The organism is Citrobacter sp. Cpo090, from assembly GCF_030332665.1.
Classification (GTDB): Bacteria; Pseudomonadota; Gammaproteobacteria; order Enterobacterales; family Enterobacteriaceae; genus Citrobacter; species Citrobacter portucalensis.
In genome coordinates this window covers 1639223-1665629 of sequence record NZ_JAOWHK010000025.1, presented here as the reverse complement: position 1 = coordinate 1665629, position 26407 = coordinate 1639223, and the positions used below count along the sequence as shown (strand labels likewise).

The following is a 26407-nucleotide window of genomic DNA, read 5'->3' as shown; positions in this document are numbered from 1 at the left end:
CAGGACATAACGCGTGCGATTATTTGCTCAATTAAGCTGGTACTTCCGCCGGGAGTGGCGTCGCTACCTCGGGGCAGTGGCCCTGCTTATCATCATCGCTATCCTTCAGCTTATTCCGCCGAAAGTGGTCGGGATCATTGTCGATGGCGTGACGACTCAACGCTTCACTACCGAGCGCCTGCTGATGTGGGTGGGGACAATTGCCCTGATTGCCGTGGTGGTTTATTTGCTGCGCTATGTCTGGCGCGTGCTGCTGTTTGGCGCATCCTACCAGCTGGCGGTTGAGCTGCGGGAAGATTATTACCGTCAGTTGAGTCGCCAGCATCCAGAATTTTATCTGCGTCACCGTACGGGCGATCTGATGGCGCGGGCAACCAACGATGTCGATCGCGTCGTATTTGCTGCCGGAGAAGGCGTGCTGACGCTGGTGGATTCGCTGGTCATGGGATGTGCAGTACTGATCGTGATGTCAACGCAGATAAGCTGGCAACTGACGTTGATTGCGCTGCTGCCGATGCCGGTGATGGCGATAATGATCAAACGTTACGGTGATCGACTCCATAACCGTTTTAAGCTGGCGCAGGCGGCGTTTTCCAGTCTCAACGACCGTACACAGGAAAGCCTGACCAGTATTCGTATGATCAAGGCTTTTGGTCTGGAGGATCGGCAGTCGGCATTATTTGCCGCTGATGCTGAAGATACCGGTAAGAAAAACCTGCGCGTGGCGCGCATTGATGCCCGCTTTGATCCCACGATTTATATCGCCATTGGTATGGCTAACCTGCTGGCGATTGCCGGGGGAAGCTGGATGGTGGTTCACGGCTCGCTGACGCTCGGGCAGCTCACCAGCTTTATGATGTATCTCGGTCTGATGATTTGGCCGATGCTGGCGCTGGCCTGGATGTTTAATATCGTCGAGCGTGGCAGCGCCGCATATAGCCGAATTCGCGCCATGCTGGCAGAAGCGCCGGTAGTGGATGACGGTACTGAACCTGTGCCGGAAGGACGCGGCGAGCTGGCGGTGGCGATTCGCGAATTTTGCTACCCACAAACCACCCACCCGGCGCTGGAAAATGTGAGTTTTCAGCTTAAACCAGGGCAGATGCTGGGCATCTGTGGTCCGACCGGCGCGGGGAAAAGTACGGTGCTGTCGCTGATCCAGCGTCATTTTGATATCACCCAGGGCGATGTGCGCTTTCATGATATCCCATTAACGCGCTTACAGCTGGATAGCTGGCGCAGCCGGCTGGCGGTTGTCAGCCAGACGCCATTCCTTTTTTCAGATACCGTCGGTAATAACATCGCTTTAGGACGTCCGCAGGCCACGCAGGAAGAGATCGAGCATGTGGCGCGCCTTGCCAGCGTTCATGAGGATATTTTACGTCTTCCGCAGGGCTATGACACCGAAGTGGGCGAACGCGGTGTGATGCTGTCTGGCGGGCAAAAACAGCGTATTTCTATCGCTCGAGCGCTACTGCTGAACGCTGAAATTCTGATTCTGGATGATGCGCTGTCGGCGGTGGATGGTCGTACCGAACATCAGATCCTGCATAACCTGCGCCAGTGGGGCGAAGGCCGAACCGTGATTATTAGCGCTCACCGTTTATCGGCCCTGACGGAAGCCAGCGAGATTATCGTGATGCAGCATGGGCATATTGCCCAGCGCGGTGAGCATGAATCTTTAGTGCAACAGCCCGGCTGGTATCGCGATATGTACCGCTATCAGCAACTGGAAGCGGCGCTGTCTGATGCACCAGAGATAAACGAGGAGGTGGCTAATGCGTAGTTTCGGGCAATTATGGCCAACTCTGAAAAGATTACTGGCGTATGGTTCACCATGGCGAAAACAGTTAGCGATTGCAGTAGTCATGCTGTGGGTGGCTGCGGCGGCGGAAGTCAGCGGTCCGCTGCTGATTAGCTATTTTATCGATAACATGGTGGCGAAGAACAATCTGCCATTGGCGATGGTTGCCGGGCTGGTTGCCGCCTATGTCGGTCTGCAACTGCTGGCTGCAGGGTTGCATTACGCGCAGTCATTGCTGTTTAACCAGGTGGCGGTTGGCGTAGTACAACAGTTACGCACCGACGTAATGGACGCTGCGCTGCGCCAACCGCTCAGCGCCTTTGATACTCAGCCCGTCGGGCAGCTTATCTCACGCGTGACCAATGACACCGAAGTGATTCGCGACCTGTACGTGACGGTGGTCGCAACGGTCCTGCGCAGTGCGGCCTTAATCGGCGCGATGCTGGTGGCAATGTTCAGCCTGGAATGGCGCATGGCGCTGGTGGCAATGGCCATTTTCCCGGCGGTGCTGGTGGTGATGGTGATTTACCAACGCTACAGCACCCCGATTGTGCGTCGGGTGCGCGCTTATCTGGCGGATATTAACGATGGCTTTAACGAAGTCATCAACGGCATGAGCGTTATCCAGCAGTTCCGCCAGCAGGCGCGATTTGGCGAAAGAATGGGGGAGGCCAGCCGCTCGCACTATATGGCGCGAATGCAGACCCTGCGACTGGATGGCTTTTTGCTGCGTCCGCTGCTAAGCCTTTTCTCGGCGCTAATCCTCTGCGGTTTGCTGATGCTGTTCAGTTTTACCTCTGGCACCTCCATCGAGGTTGGCGTGCTGTACGCGTTCATCAGCTACCTTGGTCGTTTGAATGAACCGCTGATCGAGCTGACCACCCAGCAATCAATGCTGCAGCAGGCGGTTGTCGCCGGTGAGCGAGTGTTCGAACTGATGGACGGGCCTCGTCAGCGCTATGGTGAAGACGATCGCCCGCTCAAAAGCGGAGACATTGAGGTGGATAACGTTTCATTTGCCTATCGCGACGACAATCTGGTGCTGCAAAACATCAGTCTGTCCGTGCCTTCGCGCAGCTTTGTGGCTTTGGTCGGACACACCGGTAGCGGCAAAAGTACGCTGGCCAGCCTGCTGATGGGTTACTACCCGCTGACGCAGGGGGAAATCCGCCTTGACGGACGTCCGTTGTCTTCTCTGAGCCACGGTGCGTTACGTCAGGGCGTCGCGATGGTGCAGCAGGATCCGGTGGTGATGGCGGATACCTTCCTGGCAAACGTCACGCTGGGTCGCGATATCTCAGAAGAGCGGGTCTGGCAGGCGCTGGAGACCGTGCAACTGGCTGAACTGGCTCGGGGCTTGAGCGAGGGGATTCATACCCGGCTGGGTGAGCAGGGCAATAATCTCTCCGTTGGGCAGAAACAACTGCTGGCGCTGGCGCGGGTATTGGTTGAAACGCCGCAGGTGCTGATCCTCGATGAAGCCACGGCCAGTATTGATTCCGGTACTGAACAGGCCATTCAGCATGCGCTGGCGGCGGTCCGTGAACACACTACGCTGGTGGTGATTGCGCATCGGTTATCGACGATTGTCGATGCGGATACCATTCTGGTACTGCATCGCGGTCAGGCGGTTGAGCGTGGTACGCACCAGCAATTACTGGCGGCGCAAGGTCGTTACTGGCAGATGTATCAGCTGCAGCTGGCGGGCGAAGAGTTAGCCGCCAGCACGCAAGAGGATTCTGTTATCGCCTGACGGCACAGCGCTTATCCGGCCACGCGGTATCGCAGGCCGGGTAAGGCGTTTATGCCGCCATCCGGCAATCAACAATCTGGTGCAAAAATGTAACGCACTATGCACCGTTATAGTGCGTTTTTTCTTTTTCTCTCCCGGCAGTACCCGGCGAACCTGAATCATTCCGCGTTTTTCATTCCTGGCACATCCCTTGCAATATTCCTCTCGTGTATCTGCAGCCACTACTGAATTCTGACTGGAGGGGATCTATGAAGCTGGTTACCGTGGTAATCAAACCGTTCAAACTGGAAGACGTCCGTGAAGCACTGTCGTCTATTGGTATTCAGGGGCTGACCGTCACCGAAGTGAAGGGGTTTGGCCGACAGAAAGGTCATGCTGAGCTGTACCGTGGGGCTGAATATAGCGTCAATTTTCTGCCAAAGGTGAAGATTGATGTGGCGATTGCCGACGACCAACTGGATGGCGTGATTGATGTCATCAGTAAGGCGGCATACACCGGAAAAATTGGCGACGGCAAAATCTTCGTCGCCGAGCTGCAACGTGTGATTCGTATTCGTACCGGCGAAGCCGACGAAGCCGCACTGTAACTTCTGGCACACAGTGATAGGAAACCAAAAAATGAAGATAGCAACGATGAAAACGGGTATTGCCTCACTGGCGCTGCTGCCGGGACTGGCGATGTCGGCACCGGCGGTTGCGGATAAAGCAGATAACGCTTTTATGATGATCTGTACCGCGCTGGTGCTGTTTATGACTATCCCTGGCATTGCGCTGTTCTACGGCGGTTTGATTCGCGGTAAGAACGTGCTGTCGATGCTGACTCAGGTTACGGTGACATTCGCTCTGGTTTGTATTCTATGGGTGGTTTATGGCTACTCACTGGCCTTTGGCGAAGGGAATAATTTCTTCGGCAACTTCAACTGGGTATTGCTGAAGAACATCGCGCTGACGGCGGTCACGGGGAGTTTCTACCAGTACATTCACGTTGCTTTTCAGGGATCTTTTGCCTGCATCACCGTTGGGCTGATTGTTGGGGCGCTGGCTGAACGTATTCGCTTCTCTGCGGTGCTGATTTTTGTGGTGGTATGGTTAACGCTGTCGTACATCCCCATTGCCCATATGGTCTGGGGCGGCGGATTGCTGGCTTCTCATGGCGCACTGGATTTTGCCGGCGGGACGGTCGTGCACATCAACGCAGCGATTGCCGGTCTGGTTGGTGCGTATCTGATTGGCAAACGCGTTGGTTTTGGCAAAGAGGCTTTTAAACCGCATAACCTGCCGATGGTCTTCACTGGTACCGCTATTCTGTACATTGGTTGGTTTGGCTTCAACGCCGGTTCAGCGGGAACGGCGAATGAGATTGCCGCACTGGCCTTCGTCAATACCGTGGTCGCAACTGCTGCTGCCATCCTCGGATGGATCTTCGGTGAATGGGCGCTGCGTGGTAAACCGTCTCTGCTGGGCGCCTGTTCCGGTGCTATTGCGGGTCTGGTGGGCGTAACACCGGCATGTGGTTACATTGGTGTCGGCGGAGCGCTGATTATCGGTGTGGTTGCGGGGCTGGCTGGCCTGTGGGGTGTGACTATGCTGAAGCGTTTTCTGCGTGTGGACGATCCGTGTGACGTGTTTGGCGTGCACGGCGTGTGCGGTATTGTTGGCTGCATCCTGACCGGCGTTTTCGCTGCCAGCTCTCTGGGCGGCGTGGGCTTTGCTGAGGGCGTGACCATGGGGCATCAGCTGCTGGTGCAACTGGAAAGCGTGGCGATCACCATTGTCTGGTCCGGCGTAGTGGCCTTCATTGGCTATAAGCTGGCGGATATGACAGTGGGTCTGCGCGTACCGGAAGAGCAGGAGCGTGAAGGTCTGGATGTGAACAGTCACGGCGAGAACGCCTACAACGCTTGATGTTTCAATCTGCCGGATGGCAACGCTTTTGCGCCACCATCCGGTAATTCTCAATTGCGATTACGCATCACCCCTTCCTGCACGGTAGAGGCGACCAGTACGCCGTCCTGGGTATAAAACTCTCCGCGTACAAAACCCCGGGCACCGGAGGCCGAAGTGCTCTCGACGTTATACAACAGCCACTCATTAATATTGAACGGACGGTGGAACCACATTGAATGGTCAATGGTGGCGATCTGAATCCCTTTTTCCAAAAAACCAATCCCGTACGGCTGCAGCGCAACAGGCAGGAAGTTCAGGTCTGAGGCATAACCCAGCAGATATTGATGGACGCGCAGATCGTCCTGCAGTTCACCGTTAGCGCGGATCCATACCTGGCGCGACGGAGGTGCGACGTGACCTTTTAAGGGGTTGTGAAACTCAACCGGGCGCACTTCCAATGGACGATCGTTGATAAATTTTTCTTTCAACAGCGGCGGCAGTAAATGCGCCACTGAGCGGGCAATTTCTGTTTCTGATTTCAGCTCATCGGGACCCGGTGCATCCGGCATGGTTTTCTGATGTTCAAATCCGTCTTCCGGCGCCTGGAAAGAGGCGGTCATGTAAAAAATGGGTTTACCATTCTGGATTGCGGCAACGCGGCGCGCGCTGAAGCTGTTACCATCACGCAGGACTTCCACATCATAGATGATGGGCTTTTGGCTATCGCCGGGGCGTAAAAAGTAGCTGTGAAACGAGTGGACCAGACGCTCTTCCGGTACTGTTTCTTTGGCGGCATACAGCGCCTGACCGACAACCTGTCCCCCAAAAACCTGACGCAACCCTAAGTCTTCACTTTGGCCCCGAAAGAGTCCTTCTTCAATTTTTTCCAGATTTAACAATGTCAGCAAATTTTTCAGCGCCAGACTCATACGTGCTCTCCAGGTTATATCGTTCTCGCAGCGAGGTAGGCAGAGTATAACGCAATTTTGAAAGTGGTCCGATGGGTGCAATTGTCTGAATTAAAGGCCTATTACAGGCAAAAACAGCTGTCTTGTGCCACACTTAGTCACGTTATGTTTTTGTTAACCACTCTTCTGGCGAGGAAAGTTCTCGCTGGTGCATAGATGATAAGGAGAATTTAATGAAACTCGTGCACATGGTAAGTGGTTTAGCGGTTGCGGTCGCTCTTGCGGCTTGTGCTGATAAAAGCGCGGATATTCAGACACCTGCGCCAAGCCCTAATACGTCAATTGCTGACACACAGTCTAAAATTCAGCAGCCCAATGTTTCCGGTACAGTATGGATCCGCCAAAAAGTGGCCTTGCCACCCGATGCGGTGCTGACCGTTACGCTGTCGGATGCGTCGCTGGCCGATGCGCCGTCAAAAGTACTGTCGCAAAAAGCGGTCCGTACTGAGGGTAAACAGGCGCCATTCAGCTTCGTATTACCGTTTAACCCGGCAGATATTCAGCCTAACGCCCGTATTCTGCTGAGTGCGGCAATTACGGTTAATGACAAACTGGTCTTTATTACTGATACCGTTCAGACGGTCATTAATCAGGGTGGTACGAAAGCCGATCTGACGCTGGTCCCTGTACAGCAAACGGCAGTACCGGTTCAGGCGAGCGGTGGGGCAACCACCACGGTGCCGTCAACGTCACCAACCCAGGTAAATCCCTCTTCTGCCGTTCCTGCTCCCACGCAGTATTAAGGCAGTCGTAACCCTCTCCGCCTGGAGAGGGTTAGTACACCCAGCGATAACGCTGTAAATCTATCTGCCCGCTCCCTGAAACAACTATTCCTTCTGCCAGCAACGCCTGACGCTGTCGTTGCAGGTCGGGGCCGGTCAGCGAAATGGCACCATGACGATTAACCACCCGATGCCAGGGCAAAGTGCTGCCTTCGGGGAGACGCTTAAGCACGCCGCCTACCTGGCGTGCAGCACGCGGCGAACCGGCAAGTCTGGCAACATCGCCATACGTGGTGACGAAATCTTCGGGGATTGACGCGACGATTTGCCAGACGCGTTGGGGGAAAGTGTCTTGTATATCCATTATTTATTCCTGCGCTAATCCTCCAGCATAATGCCGAATGGTGAGGGAGTGAAGCCGCATTGCACAAGAAAACAGCATCCGATGCTGGATGGGTTGCAATTACAGGGTGCAGCAGTGATAATGCGCCTGCGCGTTGGTTAACAACGCTCTCAATGGGGGCTCTGTTGGTTCTCCCGCAACACTACTCTGTTTACCAGGTCAGGTCCGGAAGGAAGCAGCCAAGGCAGATGACGTGTGTGCCGGGATGTAGCTGGCAGGGCCCCCACCCAATTCTGCCGCCCGGCAATTTCCCCTCTGCTTATCTTCTTTTCTTTGTCATCGTATTGTCATTTTATTGTCATCAAATGCTGTCAATGTGTTTCGGGGATGTTATTTGATGCTTTTGCCGCCGCCATCGCACTGTAACGACGGGGTCTTACATTCGGTGTGTTTTGGCTGACCACAAGGATTTTCTACGATGTCGACCGCTGTATTGAATGTCAAAATTGATGAGGCGCTAAAAGAAAAGCTTCGCCATTACGCTGAAGTGCATAACGAAAATTTAAGTATCGCGACGGAAAAACTAATGCTGATCGCGTTTTCCGCCGTTGAAGAGGCGGGAGTCTCCGCTGAGGATATCGATAGCCAGCATACGGAAGAATCCGTGGTTGAAGCACTGACTCCTAAAGAAATCAAAGCATTGCGAAGACTACTGAAGAAGAAAAAATGAAACAACAACCGCTCTCAACCGCCTGTAATTATGGCGAAGCCTGTGAAATGCTGCGCTCCGGTTATGTGAAACATGTTCGTCTGAGCTGGAACGTCGGCAGCGATGAGTTCTTCCGTATTGCCTCCGACTGGTGTGATGCCGGGGCAAAAATTAAGAAAGACGGTGAGGATTTCGTGATTTCTCTGAAGGGGTTTCCGGTTCCTCCTCAGCGGTAATATTGCCGGGACATCCTCGTCCATCACGGCATTCAAAGACGAGTCCTTTGACTCGTCGTTTAGATTATTTTACGTATTTTCCCGCTGCTGGCCTGCAAACGCAGGTTATCCCAAATGGGTTGCAACACCCGGAAGGCTGCACGCGCTGTGTCATCCGGTAACGCGAAGGGCATACGCAAAAAGCGGTCAAATGCACCATCAAGACCGAAACGCGTACCGGTTCCCAACTGAATGCCTGCGCTTTCGGCGCGCGTAGCGAATAGCGTTGCCAGCGTATCGGGCAGTTCAACCCAGAAAGAGAGTCCTCCCTGCGGCTGGGTAAACTGCCATTCCGGGAAATGTGCGTTCATCAGGTCCGAGCACAGATCTCGCTGCGATGTGAGTAGCCGTCTTCTGTCAGGAAGAAAGTCGTCGGCGTTATCCAGCAGCCAGCTGGTGGCGAGTTGTTCAAGCACCGGGGAGCCTAAATCGAAGGTGTCGCGGGTTTGTACCAGCGCCGCAATGGTTCGCGCCGACGTCCGGATCCAGCCCAGACGCAATCCCCCCCAAAAACTTTTCCCGGCAGATCCCAGCAGGATGATCGGCGCATTGCGGTTATATGCGGCAAGCGGCGGCGGCGGTGGGGCGTCATACCACAGGTTCACCATCGTCTCATCAATCACCAACGTGGTGCGGGTCCTTTCAGCAATATCTGCCACGACCTGGCGAGTTGCAGCGTCCATGCAACGCCCGGTCGGGTTGTGAAAGTCCGGCATCAGATAGGCCATTCTCGGTGCAGTTTGCGCAAGGGTAGCGACAAGACCTGCAGTATCCCAACCGTGTTCGGGCAGTGACACGCCGACGGGGCGACAGGATGCGCCTTGAATCGCGGCAATCGCCAGCGGATAAGTGGGGTGATCGACCACTACGCGATCGCCGGGGCCGGTGAGTAAACGCAGGATCAACGCCAGACCGCTGACAGCGCCGTTTACAACCATGATTTCATCGGGCTGCGTCGGGAGTCCGCGTTCACAATAATGCCGGGCGATAGATTCACGCAAAACCGACAGTCCCTGTGGCAAATACCCGGAGCTCAGCAAATGCTGCGGCATCGCGAACAGCGCCTGCTGGTAAGCCTGATGAATTTCGGGTCCGGCACTTAGCGCTGCCGTGGACAAATCAAGCGCTGTGCCGGTGCTGGTCCGGGTTGGCACATGGCGAATATGTTCCGGCAGGATCACCCGTGAGCCGCTACCATGACGGCTTTCCAGATATCCCTCTTCACGCAGTTGCGCCATAGCGCTGGCGACGGTAGTTCGACTTACTTGCAGGACGACGGCGAGCTCGCGTTCACCCGGTAAGCGGCTATCCAGCGCCAGCCGACCATCGAGGATAAGCAGACGTAACCCTTCTGCCAGCTGTCGCCAGATGGGCGTTCGCGAGGGGCTTTCCTGCCAGTGTCCGAGCAGGCGCTGCAAAGACTGGCTTCCGTAACGGCGAGATGACATAGCAGTCCACTTTTTGAAAACTGGACATTAATCATAGTGCCAATTGCGGTGAAGATGAAAGTTATCTGAGAGTGAGAGGGGAAAAGCATGCTGCGTCGTTTACTTCAGCTGTTTATCGGGCTGACGCTGTACGGTGTGTCGACGGCGATGTTTGTCCGTGCCGATTTAGGGGCCGATCCGTGGAACGTGTTTCACCTGGGTGTAGCCAATTTATTGTCGATGAATATCGGCGTGGTGATTATTGCCGTGGGTGTGTTGGTGCTGCTGGCGTGGATACCGCTGCGCCAGCGTCCAGGGTTTGGCACGTTTAGCAATGTGATTATGATCGGGCTAGCGGCAGATGTCGCGCTGCTGGTGATTCCGGGATTTGAATCCCTGCTGGCGCGCAGCGGGCTGTTGGTGTCAGCGGTGATCCTGAATGCGTTAGCAACCAGCCTGTACATTGGCGCCGGTTTTGGCGCCGGTCCGCGTGACGGTCTGATGACTGGTATCCACGCACGTACCGGCTGGCCGGTACGGCGGATTCGAACCGCAATCGAAGTGTCGGTACTGCTTATCGGTTGGTTGCTGGGAGGAACCGTGGGGGTTGGTACGGTGCTGTATGCCCTGGCTATCGGGCCGCTCATTCAGCTTTGCCTGCCGTGGTTTCGGCATCAGCCGCAGGCTCGTATTCGCATCAAGAATACGCCTGGGGCGCGATCGACTGCTGGAGACTAAACTTAACCTCGACTGACGCGGCCGGAATCGGCTTGCCGCGCAGTACACTTCGGAGGTTTTTCTCATGAAGTATGTTGATGGCTTTGTGGTTGCCGTACCCGCTGAAAACAAGGAGGCGTACATTGCGATGGCGGCAAAAGCAGCTCCGCTGTTCAAGGAGTTCGGTGCATTGCGCGTGGTGGAGTGCTGGGCAGATGATGTCCCTGACGGCAAATTGACCGATTTTCGCATGGCGGTGAAAGCGCAGGATCATGAAGAAGTGGTATTCAGCTGGATTGAATACCCTTCCAAAGAGGTCCGCGACGCGGCGAATCAGAAGATGATGTCCGATCCCCGTATGAAGGAATTCGGTGAATCTATGCCATTTGATGGCAAGCGAATGATCTACGGTGGATTTGCGCCCATTATGGAAGAGTGATGTGACTGGCTGTGCGGCGTGCCGCCAGCCATCTCAACATCAACAGCCATGTTAAAGCCGTTTTTCTGCCCACAGAATAAATTCCGCTTTCGGCAGCGCTTTGCTGTAAAGCCAGCCCTGACCGTACTGCACGCCGTGCTTGCGTAACCAGGCTTCCTGATTCTCGGTTTCGATACCTTCCGCCACCATTTCAAGTTTCAGCGTTTTCGCTATCTCGATGATATGCGGCGTGACGTTATTGTACTCCAGCGCATCGACGAACGATTTGTCTATCTTCAGGATGTCTACATCCAGATCCTGCAAATAACTCAGGCTGGAATAGCCGGTACCAAAGTCATCAATATAGATTGAATGACCAGCCTGACGGTATTTGGCAATAAACGGCGCGCTGTTTTTCGGGTCGGCAAATTCGCGTTCAGTGAGCTCCAGCGCGATTTGCGCAGGCTTAAGTTGCCAGTGGTTCACCTTCTGGCTTAACAGGGCAGGAAGCGTTTCGGAGGACAGATCGGCTGACTCAAGGTTGATGGATATATGCTGCTCCGGGTGCTGACGCAGCCATTTGCCTAAATCTTCAAATACGCTTTCAATGATCAACCGGGTGAGGGACTCTGTCATCCCGGTTTCATGCGCCAGCGCGACAAAGATTTCCGGCGACAGATAGCTTCCGTCGGCCTGCTGCCAGCGAGCCAGTGCCTCTGCCCCAACAACTTTCCCCGTTTTGAGCGAGATAATTGGTTGGTAGTGGACTTTGATGTCCCGATGCTGGATAGCATCCTGCAACTGGTGATGGGGCGACTGCAAGCGGCGCAAAATACGCAAAACAAAGGCGGCGGTGAGCAAGCCGATAAGAATGCCTGCCGGGAGCCAGATCAGTGCCTGCCGGTGCCAGGTTTTTTGCAATGGCAGGGTGGAAGCCCAGGTTACGATCGTGATGCCTAACTCAGGAAAGGGGCGGGCGTTATAAATGCTGCCATCTTTTTTAAAATGAGTAATCGATCGTTCTTGCTGTACATGCTGCAAAACGTCCGATGGCAGATCGGCGCTACTGGCAACCACGACGTTGCGCACGGTGCCAATGATAGTCACTTCAATCGGCCATGAGCCAAACGGGATGACGTCAATAAAAGAACCCGGATCGACCATCACAATATAATGTTCGCTCCCTAATGCTGCCATAAAGCGCTTGATGCCCAAATCATTTTGCGTGGTAAGCCATGCGCGATATCCATCAGGCGTGACTTTCATTGCGGGTGGAAATGCGTCAGCCTGGCTTCTTTTTTCCAGAGATGAGCATTGCGGAACGTTATCCTTGAGGTACAGCACTTCCTGAATATAGCGGTAGCTATATGACAAACGACGCATTTCCAGTAGATGCTCTTCACTACAAGGCACCCCCTGAAATGCTTCAATATGGCGCAATGCTTTTTTCGCCTGCTCGCCTACGCGTTCCGTACGTAATGCGACTCGCGTTGAGAACATATCGAGTTCATCGATAAATTTCGTTTCGACCTGACGATGCGCCAGCCACAGGCTTAAACCTACAGGCGCGAGGATAGAAAGGAACAGTACCCCAGTCACCAGGCTTATCAGATGTCGTGTTGTCACAGTGATATCCTTATTTACACAGCGTAGGGAAAGTATATCCGAAACCCCAAAAAGCTATTCGATTGGCATCATATATTTACGGCCACTTATCATCCCGTTTAACTCCCAGTAGCGTAAATCAGGTTGTGGTTTGTACAAGAGTGGTGTATTTTATTGGTTATGTTATAACGTAACAAATTGAGGTTGTCATGAAACCGGATATTCATCCTTTTTACCGTACCGTGGTGTTTCACGATACCAGTGCCAATGAATTCTTTAAGGTCGGTTCGACCATCAAGACTGAGCGTGAAATTGAGTTTGAGGGGGAAATGTACCCGTACGTGACCCTCGATATCTCTTCTAAATCGCATCCGTACTATACCGGGAAACAAAAAACCTTTGATAATGAAGGTAGTGCAGCACGTTTCCAAAAACGTTTTGGTCATTTTATTGGCGCTAAGCGGGGTTAAAATGCAGGTACTCAATTCACTTCGCAGCGCAAAACAGCGCCATCCTGACTGCCAGATAGTAAAACGCAAAGGGCGTTTGTACGTTATCTGCAAAACGAATCCGCGCTTTAAAGCAGTACAGGGGCGTAAAAAAAGACGTTAGTTTCTTTGCCAGCATTTCAGGGATTAAAGTGCGTTGCCTTCGCAGGAACGCACTTTTTTTATTTATGCTGAGATGTCGTTACTGGCTGGTCTGGGCGCGGGTAAGCGTAAAGACATCGTAAAACGAGAGTTCGCCTTTGCGCGATATCATCTTTTGCAGTTGCGCTTTATGTTCGCTATCCACGGACGGTGAGTGCAGGATAGTATCGATGAGTGAGGAGGGGACAAAGCGCGTGTTGTACCATTCTCCGTTATAGCAAACTCTAAAATCCAGAACGTCGATGTCTTCAAAGCGGTATCGTGGCGCAACGTCGAAAAAGAAAAAGCCGTTGAGTACAACGAACAGTACCACCAGCAGCCATACTGAATCGACTAACGTTTCTGATTGTAGCATCACCGCCAGCGTGGCAAACCACGCAACATACATGCCGATAAACAGCCCTGGGTGTTTGCGAATAAAGCTGATGCTAAAGCGCGGTTTGTTGTCGCGCTTCTCGCGAATATTTAAATCGTCGATTGTTTCAGTAAGCAGGCGCTGTATTTCTGTCATCTCTTGCCTTCGTGATATCTGCAAAATTCAGGAGGGATCGCCCTATTTTAAAAGGGGATACCCTTTGAAGAAAGTAACAGATTAACCGCAATTTAGCATAACAGTTACATTTAAGATCACAGCGTTTTGATGATCCTTGCGGGATTGCCCCCAACCACGGTGTTGGCCAGAACGCTTTTAGTGACTACTGCGCCTGATGCCACAACCACGTTATCGCCCAGCGTGACGCCGGGATTGATCACTGCACGGCCACCTATCCAGACATTGTTGCCGATAGTCACGGGCTTTCCGAACTCCAGGCCACTGTTGCGCTCGGTAGCATCCAGCGGATGGGTCGCGGTATAGATATGAACGCCAGGTGCCAGCATGCAGTTGTCGCCAATATGAATTGGACAGACGTCTAGCATAACGCAGTCGAAATTAGCGTAAAAATCTTTACCAAGATAGATGTTATAACCGTAATCACAACGGAAAGAAGGTTCAATATAGGCCCCCTCACTCTGACCTAACAGATCACGCAGGATTGCCTGACGCTCATTTTTTTCATCGGGAGCGGTGAGATTGTAGCGATGGATCAACTGACGAGCGCGTAGCCGTTCACTGCGCAGCGTTTCATCTGCCGGGCGATAGTATTCGCCGGCGATCATTTTTTGCTTTTCATTACGCATTACGAATTCCCTGTGTACTGATGGTTATTTCAGCACAGTAAAACGTAATGCAAAAAAGGGGAACGTTCCCGCTTCTTTGCTGTGATCATAGTCACGCGATTTGAATTAAATAACCATTGTAAATACGAAAATGGTTAGCCAGACAACTGTACCGCTATACCTGACTTACCCTTGAGTGCAATTAGCGAATGAATTTCCAAACAGAAGTTGGAATCTTGTCGTAAAGCTTATTCATGGTCAATTCAGCAAGGCGATGATCTGCTGCTGAGTAAAATACAGCCAGTTCGTTGTCGGACAATTCATATTTATTTTTTTCAATAACGCGCTCTAACGTATCAATTGTCTGGCAACGTCGCAGGCGCATCAAATAATCTGTTTTAGTTAATGGTTTATCGGACATAACTCTTACCTATGATTGTAATAATTTTTAACAAGACAAACTAACAGGATTAGCCCTGGTGGCATTGACAAAACAGCGAAACAGTCGATTACCTGACTTCCGCCATTTCTGCAGATCCTGCGTATTAATACCATAACTGCTGAACAACATAAAAGTGTCATCCAGGTATTCATCTATCTGCGCGATCAGCTTATTGTCCTCATTGTACTTAATTTTATAATTAAGTGCGAAGGTTGCAATATGCTCTATCAGTTCATTGAGCTGCAAGCTGGTTGCAGAGGTAGGGTCATTAACCCAGCCATGGTTACTTTGTTCAAGGTTTGCAAGACAGTCATGATACAGAGTTTCGCAGAGAAATTTAAGCTGCGCGATATCATGTCTTTTGGGTGAGTATTCATCCATAACGCATCCCCTTCTTAGTGGCTTAAACTAACCGAACACCTTCGGGATGGATACAACAACTACCTGGAACTTGCCCGCGACTCCTGATGATTTAACTATAATCTACTCTAAAAAAGATTTCATCGTCATATCACGAAAAATTACAATTATGTAAAATTATGATGCTACGTCATTTTTACATTTTAACAGATAAATGCCGCTATTCGAAATGGGACAAATTCTTTATTCTTCGGGCAATCATCGGGTTATCTTGTTTAGGTTTAGCAACGAAAGGCAACAACCGACAATGTGAACCAGTGGATAGGATTAATCTTAATATTTATTAAAGTAAATAAGAACTCTCGCTGTTTTTTTAAGAATAGCCTTTAAGGCTACAAGGATTATATCGCTTATTTACCCGAGAGAAAATAAACGGAATGGCAATAAGTGATTTTTATGATTTTTCCAGAAAAAAGGCCGCTTGCGCGGCCTTATCTTTAGAGATGTATCAATGATGCTCTACTGAGTGGCTATGCTCAATATCTTCATTTTTGCGGCTAAAGCGGCGGCGTACCACCACAAAGAACACCGGAACAAAGAAGATCGCCAACACGGTTGCCGTCACCATCCCACCCATTACGCCAGTACCAACGGCGTTCTGCGCACCGGAACCTGCGCCGGAGCTGATGACCAGCGGCATTACGCCCAGAATAAAGGCCAGTGACGTCATCAGGATTGGACGTAAACGCATGCGTACTGCGTCCAGCGTCGCCTCTATCAGACCTTTACCCTCTTTATCCATCAAGTCTTTGGCGAATTCGACGATAAGTATCGCGTTCTTCGCCGACAACCCAATGGTTGTGAGCAGGCCTACCTGGAAGTAAACGTCGTTGGTCAGGCCGCGGAACGTTGCTGCCAGCAATGCACCGATAACACCCAGCGGTACAACCAGCATTACGGAGAACGGAATTGACCAACTCTCGTACAACGCTGCCAGACACAAGAACACGACGATCAGTGAAATGGCATACAGGGCAGGGGCCTGGTTGCCGGACAGTCGTTCCTGGTAGGACATACCGGTCCAGTCATAACCGATACCGGAAGGCAGTTTGCTGGCCAGTTGCTCCATCATTGCCATGGCTTCACCGGTACTTTTACCCGGAGCGGCCTGGCCTAAGATTTCCATGGAAGGCAGACCGTTATAGCGTTCCAGACGCGGTGAGCCGTATTCCCAACGCGAAGTAGAGAAGGCGGAGAACGGTACCATCTGTCCATCGCTACCGCGGACGTACCAGTTTCCAATATCTTCCGGCAACATACGGTATTTCGCTTCAGACATGACGTAAACTTTCTTCACACGACCACGGTCGATGAAGTCATTCACGTAGCTTCCGCCCCATGCTGCACCCAGCGTTGTATTAATGTCACTAATGGAAACACCCAGAGCCTGCGCTTTTTCCTGATCGATATCGATCTTGAACTGCGGGGTATCTTCCAGACCGTTAGGACGTACGCCGACCAACAGATCAGGATGCTTCGCAACTTCACCAAACAGCTGGTTACGCGCCTGAGTCAACTTCTCATGACCCAAACCTGCCTGGTCAATCAACTGGAAGTCGAAACCGGTCGCGGTCCCTAACTCCACAATAGCTGGCAGGTTAAAGGCAAAGACCATCGCGTCTTTAATCTGCGAGAATGCGCCCATCGCACGTTGAGTAATCGCCTCAACCTTGTTCTCTTCGCCTGGACGTTCACTCCAGTCTTTCAGAGAAACGAACGCGATACCGGTGTTCTGACCACGACCTGCAAAACCGAAACCGTTAACGGCAAACACCGATTCAACGTTCGCTTTTTCCTTGGTCAGGTAGTAATCCGTCATTTCATCCAGCACCTTCTGGGTACGCTCTTGCGTTGCACCCGCTGGCAACTGAGCCATAGACAGGAATACCCCCTGGTCTTCATCTGGCAGGAACGAACTTGGCAGACGAACGAACAGATAGGCCATGCCCACGACGATGATCAGATACAGCGCCAGATAACGACCGGTGCTGCGCAGAATACCGCCCACGCTATCGGTGTAATGGTGCGTGCTCTTATCGAACATGCGGTTAAACCAGCCGAAGAAGCCTTTTTTGCCTTCTCCGTGATCGCCTTTAGCAATCGGTTTGAGCATGGTCGCACACAGGGCCGGGGTCAGAATCAATGCCACCAGTACAGACAGTGCCATCGCGGAAACAATGGTGATGGAGAACTGACGGTAAATTGCACCGGTAGAACCCCCGAAGAACGCCATTGGGATAAATACCGCTGACAGTACCATCGCGATACCCACCAGTGCGCCCTGAATCTGGCCCATCGATTTACGCGTTGCTTCCTTCGGCGGTAGCCCTTCCTCAGCCATTACACGTTCAACGTTCTCGACCACAACGATGGCGTCATCCACCAACAGGCCGATGGCGAGCACCATCCCGAACATCGTCAGCGTGTTTATCGAGAAGCCGAAAATCGCCAGGACGGCAAACGTACCCAAGAGCACCACCGGCACGGCGATAGTCGGAATCAGCGTCGCGCGGAAGTTCTGCAGGAACAGATACATTACCAGGAACACGAGGATGATTGCTTCCGCCAGCGTTTTCACTACTTCGTGAATAGAGATTTTCACGAACGGCGTGGTGTCATACGGGTAAACGATCTTCAGACCTGACGGGAAGAACGGCTCCATCTTCTTCAGTTCTTCGCGGATAGCGTTTGCTGTATCCAGGGCGTTAGCACCTGTCGCCAGCTTGATACCCAGACCGGATGCCGGTTTACCGTTGAACTTCGCAATGATGTCGTAGTTCTCACCGCCCAGTTCCACTTTCGCCACGTCACGCAGACGAACCTGGGAACCATCCTGATTCACTTTCAGCAGAATTTTACTGAATTCATCAGCGGAGGTCAGACGGGTTTGCGCGATGATTGACGCGTTAAGCTGCTGGCCTTTCACCGGCGGCGTACCACCTAACTGACCGGCTGCAACCTGGGCGTTCTGCGCTTTGATGGCGCTGATTACATCAACCGGCGTCAGCTGGAAGTTGTTCAGTTTGTTCGGATCCATCCAGATACGCATCGCGTACTGAGAACCGAACAGCTGAACATCACCCACACCTGAAGTACGGCTAATGGCATCCTTCATGTTGGCGCCAACGTAGTCGGAAATATCCTCCTGCGTCATGGTGCCGTTGGTGTTGATAACACCTACAACCATCAGGAAGCTGCTGGATGACTTCTCAACGCTAACCCCTTGCTGCTGTACTTCCTGAGGCAGCAACGGCATGGCCAGCTGCAGTTTGTTCTGCACCTGTACCTGCGCGATATCCGCATCAGTACCAGACTGGAAGGTTAGAGTGATCTGCACGGTACCCGTGGAGTCACTGTTAGAGGACATGTACATCAGGTTATCGATACCGTTCATATTCTGTTCGATAACCTGCGTAACAGTATCCTGTACTGTTTTGGCATCAGCGCCAGGGTAGGTCGCGGAGATCGTCACTGCTGGCGGTGCAATAGTCGGATATTGCGCTACCGGCAATTTGAGGATCGCGAGCCCCCCTGCCAACATGATGATAATGGCGATCACCCACGCAAATATTGGGCGATCGATAAAGAAATTAGGCATGTCTTAACGGCTCCTGTTTAAGTTAAGACTTGGACTGTTCAGGCTGGCTACCGCTTTCGCCTTGCTGGTTGTTATCAGCGGTGATTTCCTGCGCTTTTACCTGCGCGCCAGGACGTACTTTCTGCAGCCCAGTAACAATCACGCGGTCGCCCGGCTTAAGTCCATCGGTGACTAACCATTTGTCACCAATCGCTTGTGCGGCGACAATTTGACGAGTTTCAACTTTGTTGTCTGCGCCGATAACCAATGCACTGGCATCGCCACGCGGTGTACGGGTAACGCCTTGCTGCGGGACCAGTAATGCAGTTGGGTTAATCCCTTCTTCCAGACGTGCACGGACGAACATACCCGGCAGTAAGGTGTGATCCGGGTTAGGGAAGATCGCGCGTAACGTAATCGACCCGGTGGTTTGATCAACCGTCACATCAGAAAACTCCAGCGTACCGGACTGCGGGAATTTAATGCCGTCATTGGTTACCAGTTCGACTTTCGCTTTGCCGTTCTCTTGCTTCAGCGTGCCGTTGGCCAGCTCTTGTTTCAGGCGCAGGAAGTCGTTGCTTGACTGCGTCACGTCCACGTAGATCGGGTCCAGCTGCTGAACGGTCGCCAGTGCGGTCGCTTGACCGTTTTGCACCAGAGCACCTTCCGTAACGGATGATTTACCAATGCGGCCGCTGATAGGCGACGTCACTTTGGTATAGGCCAGATTGATGCGTGCAGTTTCTACTGCGGCTTTCGCGGCGACAACGGCGGCATTTGCCTGCTGTGCGTCTGCCAGCGCGCTATCGTAATCCTGTTGACTGATGTACTTAGTACCCAACAGTTTCTGATAACGTTTAACTGTCAGTTGAGCGATATTTGCTGCGGCTTGTGCTTTGGCCAGATCGCCTTTTGCGCTTTCATAAGCGGCCTGGTAAGTCGCAGGATCAATCTGATAGAGAGATACACCTGCTTCGATGTCACCACCTTCAGTGAAATTACGCTTCAGGATAATACCGCTAACCTGAGGGCGAACTTCTGCAATGCGAAACGCACTGGTGCGACCCGGAAGCTCGGTTGTTATCTGTAGAGGTTCAGTTTTGAGTGTAACAACTCCAACCTCTGGCATCTGCTGGCCCCCTTGTTGGGCCTGTTTGTCGTCACATCCTGTTAGCGCTAAGCTGCCTGAGAGCATCAGAACGACTGCCAGAGGCGTTAACCCTCTGTTTTTGTTCATATGTAAACCTCGAGTGTCCGATTTCAAATTGATCAATGGCTTAAAGCCCATAAACCCATTGCTGCGTTTATATTATCGTCGTGCTATGGTACATACATTCACAAATGTATGTAAATCTAACGCCTGTAAATTCACTGACATATGGCACGAAAAACCAAACAACAAGCACAGGAAACACGACAGCATATTCTCGATGTTGCTCTGCATTTGTTTTCGCAACAAGGGGTATCATCCACCTCGCTTGCGGAGATCGCAAAAGCCGCTGGTGTCACGCGCGGCGCAATCTATTGGCATTTCAAAAACAAGTCGGATTTATTCAGTGAAATCTGGGAGCTAGCAAAACCTAACATTGATGAGTTAGAGACTGAGTATCAGGCAAAATTCCCCGACGATCCACTATCAGTATTAAGAGAAATTTTAATTTACGTTCTTGAAGCTACCGTGACAGAAGAACGCCGACGTTTGTTGCTGGAAATTATATTCCACAAATGCGAATTTGTCGGGGAAATGGCCTCTGTTCAGTTAGCTCAACGCCATCTTTGTATTGAAAATTACGATCGTATCGAACAAACATTGCGGCACTGTATGGATGCCAATATGCTGCCGGAAAACCTGAACACCCGTCGCGTGGCGGTCCTGTTGCGTAGCTATATTACCGGAATCATAGAAAACTGGTTATTTGCCCCCGAATCGTTTGATCTGAAAAAAGAAGCTCGGGAATACGTCGCTGTGCTGCTGGAGATGTGCCTTATGTGCCCAACTCTGCGGGTTGGCGTGGCGGAAATCCACTAAACGTTTTGGCCTGTACCAGGAATTCTCCTGGTCGTTTTGCCTGCTGCTATTCTGCCGGTCACAGCCGTGATATTCTTGCCGCTTGACTATTTTCGGTCACTTTTCCGGTTCAGAAACGTTCACTCTCATGACTATGTTGCAGCTCTATAAACGTTCACAGCATCTTATTGCTATTACCATTTTTTTCTTCATTCTCTTGCTTTCTTGCCAGTCGTCTGCTTTTGCGCGGGCGCAACAGAGTGGTGAACTGCCGACGAAAGCGGATATTCAGAGCCAACTGGATGCACTGAGTAAACAAAAAGATCTCTCCGCGCAGGATAAGCTGGTTCAACAGGATCTCATCGATACCATCGCCACGCTGGATAAAATCGAACGCGTGAAAGATGAGACCGTACAGCTTCGCCAGAAAGTTGCCCAGGCACCGGAGAAAATGCGTCAGGCGACGGATGCGTTAAATTCGCTCAGCGATGTCGATAACGACGATGAAACGCGAAAAACGCTGAGTACACTCTCCTTGCGACAGCTTGAGTCGCGCGTGGCACAAGTTTTGGATGACCTGCAAAGCTCGCAAAACGATCTTGCTGCCTACAACAGCCAACTGGTGTCGCTCCAGACGCAGCCAGAGCGTGTGCAGAATGCGATGTACACCGCGTCGCAGCAAATGCAGCAAATCCGCAATCGACTTGATGGTACCAATGTGGGAGAGGCGGCGTTACGCCCCAGTCAGCAGGTGTTGCTGCAGGCGCAGCAGGCGCTGCTGAATGCGCAGATCGACCAACAGCGTAAGAGCCTGGAAGGCAATACTGTTTTGCAGGATACCTTGCAAAAACAACGTGATTACGTAACAGCTAACAGTAACCGGCTTGAACATCAGCTCCAGCTCCTGCAAGAAGCGGTGAACAGCAAACGATTGACGCTAACCGAAAAGACGGCTCAGGAAGCGGTAACACCGGATGAAGCCGAGCGTATTCAGTCAAATCCGTTAGTGAAGCAGGAACTGGACGTTAACCATCAGCTAAGTCAGCGTCTGATTGCCGCGACCGAAAACGGCAACAACCTGATGCAGCAGAATATCAAAGTCAAAAACTGGCTTGACCGCGCGCTGCAATCCGAACGCAATATTAAAGAACAGATCGCCGTCCTGAAAGGCAGTCTGCTGCTGTCGCGTATTCTGTATCAGCAACAACAAACTCTGCCGTCGGCGGATGAACTTGCCGATATGACTAACCGAATCGCCGATTTGCGTCTGGAACAGTTTGAGATTAACCAGCAGCGCGATGCGCTATTCCAGAACGATGCGTTTGTCGCCAAACTGGAAGAAGGGCACAGCAACGAAGTGAATGGTGAAGTCCATGATGCCCTGCTGCAGGTTGTGGATATGCGCCGTGAACTGTTGGATCAGTTGAACAAGCAGTTGGGCAACCAGTTGATGATGGCGATTAACCTGCAAATCAATCAACAGCAGCTAATGAGCGTGTCGAAGAACCTGAAAGGGATCCTCACGCAGCAAATCTTCTGGGTTAATAGTAACCGTCCGATGGACTGGGACTGGATCAAAGCCTTCCCACAAACGCTAAAAGACCAGTTTAAGTCGATGAAAATCACGGTGAACTGGGAAAAAGCCTGGCCCGCCGTCTTTATTGCATTCCTTGCGGGGCTACCGCTGCTGCTTATTGCCGGGTTAATCCGCTGGCGTTTGAAATGGCTGAAAGAGTATCAGGAGAAATTAGCCGCCGCAGTGGGGAACTTGCGTAACGACAGTCAGCTTAATACGCCAAAAGCGATACTGATCGATCTGATCAGAGCGTTGCCGGCGTGTCTGATTATCCTCGCCGTGGGCCTGATTCTGCTTACCATGCAGTTGAATATCAGCGACCTGCTGTGGGCGTTCAGTAAGAAGATGACGGTCTTCTGGTTGGTGTTTGGTCTGTGCTGGAAGGTGCTGGAAAAAGATGGCGTGGCAATTCGTCATTTTGGTATGCCAGCGAAACAGACCAGCCACTGGCGCCGCCAGATCGTGCGTATTAGCCTGGCGCTGTTGCCGCTTAACTTCTGGTCAGTTATTGCTGAGCTGTCGCCACTTAATTTGATGGACGATGTGCTGGGTCAGGTGGTTATTTTCCTCAACCTGTTGCTGATCGCCTTCCTGGTATGGCCAATGTGCCGCGAAAGCTGGCGCGACAAAGAGTCGCATGGCTTGCGTTTAGTCACTATTACCGTGCTGTCTATTATTCCAATTGCACTAATGGTGCTGACGGCGACAGGGTATTTCTACACCACGCTGCGTCTGGCCGGTCGTTGGATTGAAACGGTCTATCTGGTTATCCTCTGGAACCTGCTGTATCAGACGGTACTGCGTGGATTGAGCGTGGCGGCACGCCGTATTGCCTGGCGTCGTGCTCTGGCGCGTCGTCAGAACCTGGTGAAAGAAGGGGCGGAAGGTGCCGAGCCGCAGGAAGAACCGACCATCGCGCTTGAGCAGGTTAACCAGCAAACGCTGCGCATTACCATGCTGGTAATGGTTGCCCTGTTTGGTGTTCTGTTCTGGGCTATTTGGTCTGATTTGATAACCGTATTCAGCTACCTCGATAGCATTACGCTCTGGCATTACAACGGCACCGAAGCGGGGGCTGCGGTGGTGAAAGACGTCACCATGGGCAGCCTGCTATTTGCGATTATTGCCTCAATGGTCGCGTGGGCGTTGATCCGCAACTTACCCGGCCTGCTGGAAGTGCTGGTGCTGTCGCGACTGAAGATGCGTCAGGGCGCTTCGTATGCGATCACCACGATCCTTAACTATGCGATCATCGCCATCGGCGCGATGACGGTCTTTGGATCGCTCGGTGTTTCGTGGGATAAGCTACAGTGGCTGGCAGCAGCCCTGTCGGTTGGTCTTGGTTTTGGCTTGCAGGAAATCTTCGGTAACTTTGTTTCCGGTCTGATTATCCTGTTTGAACGCCCGGTCCGCATCGGCGATACCGTGACTATCGGTACGTTCTCAGGAACGGTCAGCAAGATCCGTATCCGTGCCACCACCATTACCGACTTCGATCGCAAAGAGGTGATCATCCCGAACAAAGCATTTGTGACGGAGCGCTTGATCAACTGGTCGCTTTCCGATACCACCACGCGTCTGGTGATCCGCATCGGCGTGGCCTACGGTTCGGATCTTGATAAAGTGAAGAAAGTGCTGTTGCAGGCGGCGATGGAACATCCGAAAGTGATGCACGATCCGGAGCCTGCGGTGTTCTTTACCGCCTTCGGCGCCAGCACGCTGGATCATGAACTGCGATTATACGTGCGTGAACTGCGCGATCGTAGCCACACGGTTGATGAACTGAACCGTGCGGTCGATCGTTTGTGCCGTGAAAACGACATTGATATCGCCTTTAACCAGCTCGAAGTGCACCTGCATAACGCGAAAGGTGATACCGTAACCGAGGTTAAGCGTGACATCATTAAAGGTGATGATCCGACGCCTTCGGTAGGCTAATAGAAAAACTCATCAGGCCTGCGAGCTTCGATTCATTCGTAGGCCTGATGAGTGTAACGCTTTCAGGCATTTCAGCTATAGCGCGTTTTTTGAAGAAGAGAGCTGTTTCTTTTCGTAATCCCGTTTAACAATCTCCAGCGCCTTCAGTACGGTTTCAGGCGCAACCTGATTTTCCTCAAGTAAAACAATCAAATCGACGGCCAGTTTGACCTCGTCCGGGGCGTTCTCTAATGACATAAATTCTCCGGGGATTAACGGGTTAAACGCGCCAGCACGTTTTCTATTCTTGCCAGGGCATGGCGACAGCGCGCCAGTCGCGCCTCGAATGCTTCTACTTCACGATGCAGTTTTTGCTGTTCTTCAAAGCCGGTAGCCTGAGCCAGCCGTTCTTTGCGTACACGCGTCATTTCAACCAGACGGCGTTCAAATTCCTGATGTTGGACCCGCTTGCGCTGCCAGCGCGCCAGACCTGGAGAAGCGCTGTCCCACTCTCGAAGAGGCCAACTGGTAGTTTCACGTGAAATCGCCTCTAACTGTGAGGCAAGGTGTTCCGCAAGCCATGTGATTTGTGGGAGTTGTTGCTGCTCAACGGCGCGACGTAGGGCAGTAAGATTATCGTCAGCTTCATCCAGGCAGGCCTGTAGCAACGTGCTGCGCGTGTGGAACAGATGCCTGTCAAAGCGGGCGCTAAGCGTTGTGTGATGCGCCAGCGGAGCACAACACTGTCGCAGGCGGTTAAGCTGGCTTTCGAGCGTCTGTAACAGCATGGCGGTTTTCACAACAACACTCCGATGAAAATGAGAACCGTTATGCTAAAGTAGCGATTCTCTGTGTTAAGTACTCATATTATGCAACGTATTATTCTAATCATCATTGGCTGGATAGCGGTAGTGTTAGGAACGCTGGGCGTTGTATTGCCTCTGTTGCCTACTACGCCATTCATCCTGCTGGCCGCCTGGTGTTTTGCCCGCTCATCGCCGCGTTTTCACGACTGGTTGCTATACCGTTCGTGGTTCGGCGGGTATTTGCGCCACTGGCAAAAACACCGTGCGATGCCGCCGGGGGCAAAACCGCGCGCTATTTTGTTGATCCTGGTGACGTTTGGCATTTCGCTCTGGCTGGTTAATATGATGTGGGTGCGCGGCCTGCTGCTGGTTATTCTCGCCTGTTTACTGATTTTTATGTGGCGGATCCCGGTGATTGATGAAAAACAACAAAAGCAGTAAAGCGCAATAATCGCTGTTGCAATTGTCTCTCACAGCCAGTAAATTCGACCGTTTTCGAGCACAGGCGCAGGTGGTCAAAGGTTAAGCAAGTGTAACCTTGACTCTTATATAGACACAAAATCATTCAAGATACGTCGAGGATGAAGTGTATAGTGCGCCGTGAAGTAATACTGTATTAATCAGGCACAAACTTATGACCGCGACAGCACAGCAGCTTGAGTTTCTCAAAAATAGCATCAAAAGCATCCACGACTACCCAAAACCGGGCATTCTCTTTCGTGATGTCACCAGTTTACTGGAAGACCCGAAAGCCTACGCTCTCAGCATTGAATTGCTGGTTGAGCGCTACAAAAATGCGGGTATCACTAAAGTGGTTGGCACCGAAGCGCGTGGCTTCCTGTTTGGCGCGCCGGTAGCGTTGGGTCTGGGCGTCGGCTTTGTTCCGGTACGCAAACCCCGTAAGCTTCCGCGTGAAGTTATTGCTGAGACCTATGAGCTGGAATACGGCACCGATCAGCTGGAAATCCACGTTGATGCCATCAAACCGGGCGATAAAGTGCTGGTTGTGGACGATCTGCTGGCAACCGGCGGCACGATTGAAGCGACCGTGAAGCTGATCCGCCGTCTGGGTGGTGAAGTGACCGATGCCGCTTTTATCATTAACCTGTATGATCTGGGCGGCGAACAGCGTCTGGAAAAACAGGGGCTGACCTGTTATAGCCTGGTTCCATTCCCGGGCCACTAATTTAGGGCTATCTTTTTTGCCATTTTGGCCCCGGTCAGT

The 26407-nt window shown here is 52.1% G+C and carries 26 protein-coding genes, 1 other RNA gene and 1 pseudogene; 16 read left to right on the top strand and 12 right to left on the bottom strand.

What is annotated here, in order from left to right; all coding sequences use genetic code 11:
• Nucleotides 1-13: 13 nt before the first annotated feature.
• From OGY83_RS10695 to amtB, 4 genes are all read left to right on the top strand, one after another.
• A complete protein-coding gene (locus OGY83_RS10695; RefSeq protein WP_286635845.1) occupies nucleotides 14-1786 on the top strand; it encodes a SmdA family multidrug ABC transporter permease/ATP-binding protein in 1773 nt (590 codons plus the stop codon).
• Nucleotides 1779-3557: a SmdB family multidrug efflux ABC transporter permease/ATP-binding protein gene (locus OGY83_RS10690; RefSeq protein ID WP_286635844.1), complete on the top strand. Its 1779-nt coding sequence runs from the start codon at nucleotides 1779-1781 to the stop codon at nucleotides 3555-3557. Before OGY83_RS10695 ends, OGY83_RS10690 begins: the two co-directional genes overlap by 8 nt.
• A 248-nt stretch (nucleotides 3558-3805) precedes the next feature.
• On the top strand, nucleotides 3806-4144 hold the full coding sequence (gene glnK / locus OGY83_RS10685) for a P-II family nitrogen regulator (RefSeq protein ID WP_003021657.1): 339 nt from the start codon (nucleotides 3806-3808) through the stop codon (nucleotides 4142-4144).
• A gap of 31 nt (nucleotides 4145-4175) precedes the next feature.
• Nucleotides 4176-5462 (top strand): ammonium transporter AmtB, encoded by a 1287-nt coding sequence (gene amtB, locus OGY83_RS10680; RefSeq protein ID WP_286635843.1) that lies wholly within the window; start codon nucleotides 4176-4178, stop codon nucleotides 5460-5462.
• A gap of 50 nt (nucleotides 5463-5512) precedes the next feature.
• On the opposite strand, the gene tesB is transcribed toward amtB, so the two are convergent.
• Complete coding sequence (gene tesB, locus OGY83_RS10675; protein WP_079938367.1) at nucleotides 5513-6373, bottom strand: acyl-CoA thioesterase II; 861 nt, start codon at nucleotides 6371-6373, stop codon at nucleotides 5513-5515.
• 212 nt (nucleotides 6374-6585) lie between these two features.
• On the opposite strand from tesB, the gene OGY83_RS10670 reads away from it, so the two are divergent.
• The gene (locus OGY83_RS10670; protein ID WP_008783955.1) at nucleotides 6586-7155 is read left to right on the top strand and encodes a YbaY family lipoprotein; all 570 of its coding nucleotides are present in this window, start codon (nucleotides 6586-6588) and stop codon (nucleotides 7153-7155) included.
• 31 nt (nucleotides 7156-7186) lie between these two features.
• On the opposite strand, the pseudogene OGY83_RS10665 reads toward OGY83_RS10670, so the two are convergent.
• Nucleotides 7187-7576: pseudogene (locus OGY83_RS10665) on the bottom strand (MGMT family protein).
• Between the two features lie 84 nt (nucleotides 7577-7660).
• Between OGY83_RS10665 and ffs the strand changes: the two are divergent.
• The 3 genes from ffs (at nucleotide 7661) to OGY83_RS10650 (ending at nucleotide 8422) form a co-directional block, all read left to right on the top strand.
• Nucleotides 7661-7757: signal recognition particle sRNA small type (gene ffs, locus OGY83_RS10660), an RNA gene on the top strand.
• Between the two features lie 198 nt (nucleotides 7758-7955).
• Complete coding sequence (locus tag OGY83_RS10655) at nucleotides 7956-8207, top strand: hypothetical protein (protein ID WP_286635842.1); 252 nt, start codon at nucleotides 7956-7958, stop codon at nucleotides 8205-8207.
• On the top strand, nucleotides 8204-8422 hold the full coding sequence (locus OGY83_RS10650) for a hypothetical protein (protein ID WP_079938364.1): 219 nt from the start codon (nucleotides 8204-8206) through the stop codon (nucleotides 8420-8422). Before OGY83_RS10655 ends, OGY83_RS10650 begins: the two co-directional genes overlap by 4 nt.
• 59 nt (nucleotides 8423-8481) lie before the next feature.
• Here OGY83_RS10650 and yczR read toward each other — a convergent pair whose 3' ends face one another.
• The gene (gene yczR, locus OGY83_RS10645) at nucleotides 8482-9909 is read right to left on the bottom strand and encodes a MocR-like transcription factor YczR (protein WP_286635841.1); all 1428 of its coding nucleotides are present in this window, start codon (nucleotides 9907-9909) and stop codon (nucleotides 8482-8484) included.
• 87 nt (nucleotides 9910-9996) lie between these two features.
• Here yczR and yczE point away from each other — a divergent pair, with 87 nt between their 5' ends.
• Together yczE and OGY83_RS10635 are read left to right on the top strand one after the other, a co-directional pair.
• Nucleotides 9997-10626, top strand: coding sequence for a membrane protein YczE (gene yczE / locus OGY83_RS10640; protein ID WP_286635840.1), 630 nt, complete (start codon nucleotides 9997-9999; stop codon nucleotides 10624-10626).
• A 64-nt stretch (nucleotides 10627-10690) separates the two neighbouring features.
• Nucleotides 10691-11044, top strand: coding sequence for a DUF1428 domain-containing protein (locus OGY83_RS10635; RefSeq protein WP_003831033.1), 354 nt, complete (start codon nucleotides 10691-10693; stop codon nucleotides 11042-11044).
• A gap of 51 nt (nucleotides 11045-11095) precedes the next feature.
• Here the strand turns inward: OGY83_RS10635 and pdeB are convergent, their stop codons facing one another.
• Nucleotides 11096-12649 (bottom strand): cyclic di-3',5'-guanosine monophosphate phosphodiesterase PdeB, encoded by a 1554-nt coding sequence (gene pdeB, locus OGY83_RS10630; protein WP_079938361.1) that lies wholly within the window; start codon nucleotides 12647-12649, stop codon nucleotides 11096-11098.
• Between the two features lie 188 nt (nucleotides 12650-12837).
• On the opposite strand from pdeB, the gene OGY83_RS10625 reads away from it, so the two are divergent.
• Both OGY83_RS10625 and ykgO read left to right on the top strand, forming a co-directional pair.
• A complete protein-coding gene (locus OGY83_RS10625) occupies nucleotides 12838-13098 on the top strand; it encodes a type B 50S ribosomal protein L31 (RefSeq protein ID WP_079938360.1) in 261 nt (86 codons plus the stop codon).
• Nucleotide 13099: 1 nt separating this feature from the next.
• Nucleotides 13100-13240 (top strand): type B 50S ribosomal protein L36, encoded by a 141-nt coding sequence (gene ykgO, locus OGY83_RS10620; protein ID WP_005125190.1) that lies wholly within the window; start codon nucleotides 13100-13102, stop codon nucleotides 13238-13240.
• A 78-nt stretch (nucleotides 13241-13318) separates the two neighbouring features.
• Here the strand turns inward: ykgO and OGY83_RS10615 are convergent, their stop codons facing one another.
• The 6 genes from OGY83_RS10615 to acrA form a co-directional block, all read right to left on the bottom strand.
• Nucleotides 13319-13789 carry a YlaC family protein gene (locus OGY83_RS10615; RefSeq protein WP_020996574.1) on the bottom strand — a complete coding sequence of 157 codons (471 nt, stop codon included), beginning with the start codon at nucleotides 13787-13789 and terminating at the stop codon, nucleotides 13319-13321.
• Between the two features lie 116 nt (nucleotides 13790-13905).
• Nucleotides 13906-14457, bottom strand: coding sequence for a maltose O-acetyltransferase (maa, locus tag OGY83_RS10610; RefSeq protein WP_286635839.1), 552 nt, complete (start codon nucleotides 14455-14457; stop codon nucleotides 13906-13908).
• 181 nt (nucleotides 14458-14638) lie between these two features.
• Nucleotides 14639-14857: a hemolysin expression-modulating protein Hha gene (hha, locus tag OGY83_RS10605; RefSeq protein ID WP_002892050.1), complete on the bottom strand. Its 219-nt coding sequence runs from the start codon at nucleotides 14855-14857 to the stop codon at nucleotides 14639-14641.
• 27 nt (nucleotides 14858-14884) lie between these two features.
• Nucleotides 14885-15259 carry an Hha toxicity modulator TomB gene (tomB, locus tag OGY83_RS10600; protein ID WP_003021733.1) on the bottom strand — a complete coding sequence of 125 codons (375 nt, stop codon included), beginning with the start codon at nucleotides 15257-15259 and terminating at the stop codon, nucleotides 14885-14887.
• A gap of 487 nt (nucleotides 15260-15746) precedes the next feature.
• Entirely contained in the window at nucleotides 15747-18896 is a 3150-nt protein-coding gene (gene acrB / locus OGY83_RS10595) for an efflux RND transporter permease AcrB (RefSeq protein ID WP_063941319.1), read from the bottom strand.
• Nucleotides 18897-18918: 22 nt separating this feature from the next.
• Nucleotides 18919-20112 carry a multidrug efflux RND transporter periplasmic adaptor subunit AcrA gene (acrA, locus tag OGY83_RS10590; RefSeq protein WP_048226274.1) on the bottom strand — a complete coding sequence of 398 codons (1194 nt, stop codon included), beginning with the start codon at nucleotides 20110-20112 and terminating at the stop codon, nucleotides 18919-18921.
• 141 nt (nucleotides 20113-20253) lie between these two features.
• Between acrA and acrR the strand changes: the two genes are divergently transcribed.
• Together acrR and mscK are read left to right on the top strand one after the other, a co-directional pair.
• On the top strand, nucleotides 20254-20904 hold the full coding sequence (gene acrR, locus OGY83_RS10585; protein WP_079938358.1) for a multidrug efflux transporter transcriptional repressor AcrR: 651 nt from the start codon (nucleotides 20254-20256) through the stop codon (nucleotides 20902-20904).
• 127 nt (nucleotides 20905-21031) lie between these two features.
• Nucleotides 21032-24397, top strand: a complete 3366-nt coding sequence (mscK, locus tag OGY83_RS10580; RefSeq protein WP_286635838.1) for a mechanosensitive channel MscK — start codon at nucleotides 21032-21034, stop codon at nucleotides 24395-24397.
• A 75-nt stretch (nucleotides 24398-24472) separates the two neighbouring features.
• On the opposite strand, the gene rsmS is transcribed toward mscK, so the two are convergent.
• Nucleotides 24473-24634 carry a pleiotropic regulatory protein RsmS gene (gene rsmS, locus OGY83_RS10575; protein WP_003021750.1) on the bottom strand — a complete coding sequence of 54 codons (162 nt, stop codon included), beginning with the start codon at nucleotides 24632-24634 and terminating at the stop codon, nucleotides 24473-24475.
• A 14-nt stretch (nucleotides 24635-24648) separates the two neighbouring features.
• On the bottom strand, nucleotides 24649-25176 hold the full coding sequence (priC, locus tag OGY83_RS10570; protein ID WP_286635837.1) for a primosomal replication protein N'': 528 nt from the start codon (nucleotides 25174-25176) through the stop codon (nucleotides 24649-24651).
• A 69-nt stretch (nucleotides 25177-25245) separates the two neighbouring features.
• Here priC and OGY83_RS10565 point away from each other — a divergent pair, with 69 nt between their 5' ends.
• Together OGY83_RS10565 and apt are read left to right on the top strand one after the other, a co-directional pair.
• Entirely contained in the window at nucleotides 25246-25623 is a 378-nt protein-coding gene (locus OGY83_RS10565) for a DUF454 family protein (protein ID WP_008783969.1), read from the top strand.
• A gap of 193 nt (nucleotides 25624-25816) precedes the next feature.
• Entirely contained in the window at nucleotides 25817-26368 is a 552-nt protein-coding gene (apt, locus tag OGY83_RS10560) for an adenine phosphoribosyltransferase (RefSeq protein ID WP_286635836.1), read from the top strand.
• The last annotated feature ends 39 nt before the right edge of the window (nucleotides 26369-26407 follow it).

Excerpts from the sequence above, each read along its gene's own strand:
- maa (WP_286635839.1), bottom strand. The coding sequence starts at position 14,457 with ATGCGTAATGAAAAGCAAAAAATGATCGCCGGCGAATACTATCGCCCG.
- OGY83_RS10690 (WP_286635844.1), top strand. The coding sequence starts at position 1,779 with ATGCGTAGTTTCGGGCAATTATGGCCAACTCTGAAAAGATTACTGGCG.
- apt (WP_286635836.1), top strand. The coding sequence starts at position 25,817 with ATGACCGCGACAGCACAGCAGCTTGAGTTTCTCAAAAATAGCATCAAA.
- amtB (WP_286635843.1), top strand. The coding sequence starts at position 4,176 with ATGAAGATAGCAACGATGAAAACGGGTATTGCCTCACTGGCGCTGCTG.
- acrR (WP_079938358.1), top strand. The coding sequence starts at position 20,254 with ATGGCACGAAAAACCAAACAACAAGCACAGGAAACACGACAGCATATT.
- acrA (WP_048226274.1), bottom strand. The coding sequence starts at position 20,112 with ATGAACAAAAACAGAGGGTTAACGCCTCTGGCAGTCGTTCTGATGCTC.
- OGY83_RS10625 (WP_079938360.1), top strand. The coding sequence starts at position 12,838 with ATGAAACCGGATATTCATCCTTTTTACCGTACCGTGGTGTTTCACGAT.
- OGY83_RS10655 (WP_286635842.1), top strand. The coding sequence starts at position 7,956 with ATGTCGACCGCTGTATTGAATGTCAAAATTGATGAGGCGCTAAAAGAA.
- OGY83_RS10565 (WP_008783969.1), top strand. The coding sequence starts at position 25,246 with ATGCAACGTATTATTCTAATCATCATTGGCTGGATAGCGGTAGTGTTA.
- tomB (WP_003021733.1), bottom strand. The coding sequence starts at position 15,259 with ATGGATGAATACTCACCCAAAAGACATGATATCGCGCAGCTTAAATTT.
- OGY83_RS10670 (WP_008783955.1), top strand. The coding sequence starts at position 6,586 with ATGAAACTCGTGCACATGGTAAGTGGTTTAGCGGTTGCGGTCGCTCTT.
- acrB (WP_063941319.1), bottom strand. The coding sequence starts at position 18,896 with ATGCCTAATTTCTTTATCGATCGCCCAATATTTGCGTGGGTGATCGCC.
- mscK (WP_286635838.1), top strand. The coding sequence starts at position 21,032 with ATGACTATGTTGCAGCTCTATAAACGTTCACAGCATCTTATTGCTATT.
- yczE (WP_286635840.1), top strand. The coding sequence starts at position 9,997 with ATGCTGCGTCGTTTACTTCAGCTGTTTATCGGGCTGACGCTGTACGGT.
- ykgO (WP_005125190.1), top strand. The coding sequence starts at position 13,100 with ATGCAGGTACTCAATTCACTTCGCAGCGCAAAACAGCGCCATCCTGAC.
- OGY83_RS10635 (WP_003831033.1), top strand. The coding sequence starts at position 10,691 with ATGAAGTATGTTGATGGCTTTGTGGTTGCCGTACCCGCTGAAAACAAG.
- rsmS (WP_003021750.1), bottom strand. The coding sequence starts at position 24,634 with ATGTCATTAGAGAACGCCCCGGACGAGGTCAAACTGGCCGTCGATTTG.
- glnK (WP_003021657.1), top strand. The coding sequence starts at position 3,806 with ATGAAGCTGGTTACCGTGGTAATCAAACCGTTCAAACTGGAAGACGTC.
- OGY83_RS10650 (WP_079938364.1), top strand. The coding sequence starts at position 8,204 with ATGAAACAACAACCGCTCTCAACCGCCTGTAATTATGGCGAAGCCTGT.
- yczR (WP_286635841.1), bottom strand. The coding sequence starts at position 9,909 with ATGTCATCTCGCCGTTACGGAAGCCAGTCTTTGCAGCGCCTGCTCGGA.
- OGY83_RS10615 (WP_020996574.1), bottom strand. The coding sequence starts at position 13,789 with ATGACAGAAATACAGCGCCTGCTTACTGAAACAATCGACGATTTAAAT.
- tesB (WP_079938367.1), bottom strand. The coding sequence starts at position 6,373 with ATGAGTCTGGCGCTGAAAAATTTGCTGACATTGTTAAATCTGGAAAAA.
- hha (WP_002892050.1), bottom strand. The coding sequence starts at position 14,857 with ATGTCCGATAAACCATTAACTAAAACAGATTATTTGATGCGCCTGCGA.